This window comes from Pseudomonas sp. 8209 (assembly GCF_028682105.1).
In the GTDB taxonomy this organism is placed as follows: domain Bacteria; phylum Pseudomonadota; class Gammaproteobacteria; order Pseudomonadales; family Pseudomonadaceae; genus Aquipseudomonas; species Aquipseudomonas palmensis.
The window spans coordinates 1-223 of sequence record NZ_JANIAH010000039.1 but is presented as its reverse complement, the minus strand read 5'-3'; the positions used below and the strand labels follow the sequence as shown (position 1 = coordinate 223).

1 protein-coding gene is annotated in these 223 nt (G+C 73.5%); it reads left to right on the top strand.

Translation table 11 applies throughout. The features are described 5' to 3' along the window. A partial coding sequence (locus NP552_RS25905) for a type VI secretion system Vgr family protein (RefSeq protein WP_274097335.1) occupies window positions 1–223 on the top strand: 223 nt, incomplete at both ends.

The window sequence follows — 223 nt, the reverse complement described above, 5'->3', positions numbered from 1 at the left end:
CCCGCGCCCCTCGGGCGGCCAGCCGCGTGGGGAGGGTTTCGAACTGCGCACCGACCGGCATGGCGCCGTGCGTGCGGCGGCGGGTTTGCTGCTGACCACCGAGCCGCGCCATCACGAAGCCAAGCACCACAAGGACCTGCCCGAGACCGCCGAACGCCTGGCCACCGCCAGCGAACAGCAGGACGGCTTCGGCCAGCAGGCACGCGAGGTGCAGGCGCAGGAG